Origin of the sequence: Bacillus sp. S4 (assembly GCF_040838205.1) — a bacterium.
GTDB lineage: Bacteria > Bacillota > Bacilli > Bacillales > Bacillaceae_G > Bacillus_A > Bacillus_A cereus_U.
On sequence record NZ_JBFPJI010000339.1, the window covers coordinates 1 to 3306 of the forward strand.

Sequence of the window (3306 nt, forward strand, 5' to 3'; positions counted from 1 at the left end):
GACCTCAAGGACTTCGTGGTGCTACTGGTGCTACCGGACCTCAAGGACTTCGTGGTGCTACTGGTGCTACTGGACCTCAAGGACTTCGTGGCGTTACTGGTGCTACTGGCGCTACTGGACCTCAAGGACTTCGTGGTGCTACTGGACCGTCGGGCACACCACTCCCTGTAACTATAGCAGCAATAGGAAATTCTAATCCACAAACTATATCACCTGGAACAAATATCCAATTCAATCAAGTTTTCGAACTAAATAATCTCTCTTTTAATGACACTTCAGATACTTTAACTATTTTAGAAACAGGAGTATACGATATTAGTTTCTCAGCATCTACAACCTTCCCGGGTTCTTCACCGTTTGGATTCGGTATTTCATTCAACGGTCAACCACCTACTCGTAATTTTTCAACTAACGTTATCGGTAGTGCGGTTTCTTTCTCCACAATTATTACTTTAACAGCTGGTACAACAATCTCTGTACAACCTACAGTAAATACTATTTCCATCCCTAACACTGGTGACACAACAGCTACACTATCAGTCTTCCGAATTTACTAACTTTTAGTTTTTATCTTATTTTTGAAAGACAAAGAATGTTTAATTTATAGTAATTTGTATTATTTTGATTGCATGTTAAATCTCTCTTTTAATAAAAAGGAGCACTTATTTTGGAGGATAAGTGCTCCTTCTTTACGTTTCTTTACTTCAAATTTACTCTAGCTTAATCCTCTTTTTGTATGATAAATAGTGAAGACAACGACATGAAAGAGGGATGATAATGAGAATTATATCACTGACACGTTTTTGGTTTGTTCTTATGGTTTGCATAATTTTATGTATAGGGTTTCTTTTAACTCTAAAATATTCAAATGTTTCAAAAGCAGAAAGAAAAACAATTCCATACGAACTTCTGTATACAAAACAAAACAACATCCCGTATTCCTCTTCCACACAAAATGAAAAAAAAGTTATAAAAGGAATGCTTATTACAGAAGCTTCTAGTTATGAAAACCTACTTCAAATCGCTGAAACGATTAAAGATCAATATAAAAATAAAGACGTTGATGAAATAACACTCTCTATCCATAATGAAAATACTGGAAGTTTCGAAGAGGAATTACCATATGAACCTATTAGTAAAGGAATAATAACCGTCACGTTTGATTCTCAATCCTTCGGCAGGACCAATGTTACACTAAATAAATAAACTGAAGCTTTAATAAGTGGAGCTTTTCCCATCCCCACTTATTATTAAGTTAAACCAATCAAATTTTTATAGGCAGCTCGATTCTCACCTAACTTCTTTTCTGTTGCCACATTTTGAATCGAGATAAAATCACTCATTTCTCATAAAAAAGAGGCGAACTCGTTATTCGCCTCTTTTTTTACCAAAATGGAATCCACTCTTTTACTTTATCTATCCATTCATTTTGCTGTTCTTTTCTTTGTTCTTCCTCTTCTTTTCGTTTTTTCTCTTCTTCTTTCCTTCGTTTTTCTTCCTCAATCGTTTTTAATTGTTTTGTATAATCCGCCTCAGGTATTAGTGATAAATGAAATGCCTTTTGAGTTGGATTTCCATTCGCTTTCTTCATAATGTCCCGGAACATTGTCGTTGTAATTTGGCTGCCTCCTGGCACATAATGCTCACTATCCGTTTTATCATACCCTACCCAAATCGCACCTACTAAATCCGGTGTGTATCCAACAAACCACGAATCCTTCGCACCAGTGCTTGGTCCATTTACAAGCTGGGTAGTCCCTGTCTTGCCTGCGGTATCGATATTATTAACTTTCGCTTTTTCACCTGTTCCCCTTTCAATAACACCTTTTAATAAGTATGTCATCTTTTGGGCAACTTTCTCATTCGTCACACGAGTTTCTTTCTTATACCATTTTCCAATTGTTTCCCCTTCAGCATTTTGGATTTCTCTAATGGCATGAGCTTCTACTTGGACACCATCATTTGCAAATGCGCTATACGCTTGAGCCATTACAAATGGTGAAGTCCCTACATGCATACCTCCTAAAGCAATCGGATACGTACGGTCTTCAGGCTCTAATGGAATACCAAACCGCTCTAAAGATTTCAATCCTTTATCTAATCCAATTTGCTCTAATAGCCAAACTGCTGAAACATTATACGACTTTGCCACTGCTTCATACATCGTTACATTACCATGGAACGTATGATCACTATTTTGTGGTGCATATTCTTTAATATTAAACGGTTCATCTTTTAAGACATCGTATACTTCATATCCTTGCTCTAACGCTGGTACATACACTGCAAGAGGCTTTAACGTTGAACCTGGCTGTCTTTTTAATTGTGTTGCATGATTAAACTGTAAAAATTGATAAGGACCTCTACCTCCAACTAAAGCCGGAACACCGCCAGTTTTTGGATTCATAAGGACCACTCCAGTTTGCATAAGCTGATCTGAACCACTATCTTTAAAATAACTATCATTATTCACAACATCTTCAACCGCTTGTTGTTTTTTCGGGTCAAGTTCCGTATAAATACGATAACCACCTGCTAAAATTTCATTTTGTGTTAATTCATACTTGTCCATCGCTTCTCTAATAATATAATCTACGTATTGAGAATATTTCCCCTTATATTTATCGTCAACACCACGTCGTAATACAAGACCTGATTCTTTCTCCTGACTATATTGTTCTTCAGAAATATACCCTTGCTCCTTCATTAAACCTAATACGACATTACGTCTTTCAATTGATTTATTAAAGTTTTTATACGGCGAATACGCAGATGGCGCTTTAATTAATCCTGCAATCGTTGCAGCTTCTGAAATTGTTAAGTCTTTTACCTCTTTATCAAAATACGATTTAGCTGCTCTTTTTATCCCCCAAGCACCTTCACCAAAATAAATTTGATTCATATACATTTCTATAATTTCATCTTTTGAATAAGTACGCTCTATTTTTTTTGTCAAAAAGTATTCCTTTATTTTACGTGAGTATGTGCGATCTTGTGTCAAAAATACATTTTTTGCAAGTTGTTGTGTAATTGTACTACCACCTGCCACAACTTCACCAGCTGTAATGTTCTTAAATACAGCACTTATGATTCCACTATAGTAAATACCATGATGACTAAAAAATTCCTTATCTTCTACTGCAACAATTGCTTGAACCATAATATCAGGAATATCTTTCCTTTTAACTCCTTCTGTTTTAGAAGAAGCTAATTTAGTCGCAACTTCATTATTTGCATCATAAATTAAAGTTGGTTGTGGAACAGCTTGTTTTAATTCAGATATATCTTGAATGGAAATTATTATAT

General features: G+C 35.5%; 3 protein-coding genes. 2 read left to right on the forward strand and 1 reads right to left on the reverse strand.

Features of this window, described 5'->3' with window-relative positions; translation table 11 throughout:
• Together AB3X48_RS19635 and AB3X48_RS19640 are read left to right on the forward strand one after the other, a co-directional pair.
• Positions 1-557: Gly-Xaa-Xaa repeat protein (locus AB3X48_RS19635; RefSeq protein ID WP_367959831.1), on the forward strand; the 557-nt coding region annotated here is incomplete at its 5' end.
• A gap of 220 nt (positions 558-777) precedes the next feature.
• Positions 778-1206, forward strand: a complete 429-nt coding sequence (locus tag AB3X48_RS19640) for a hypothetical protein (protein ID WP_002158629.1) — start codon at positions 778-780, stop codon at positions 1204-1206.
• A gap of 178 nt (positions 1207-1384) precedes the next feature.
• Here AB3X48_RS19640 and AB3X48_RS19645 read toward each other — a convergent pair.
• Positions 1385-3306 (reverse strand): transglycosylase domain-containing protein (locus tag AB3X48_RS19645; RefSeq protein ID WP_483298830.1); only part of this gene is annotated, 1922 nt, incomplete at its 5' end.

Coding starts and splice junctions, on each gene's coding strand:
- AB3X48_RS19640 (WP_002158629.1), top strand. CDS start 778: ATGAGAATTATATCACTGACACGTTTTTGGTTTGTTCTTATGGTTTGC.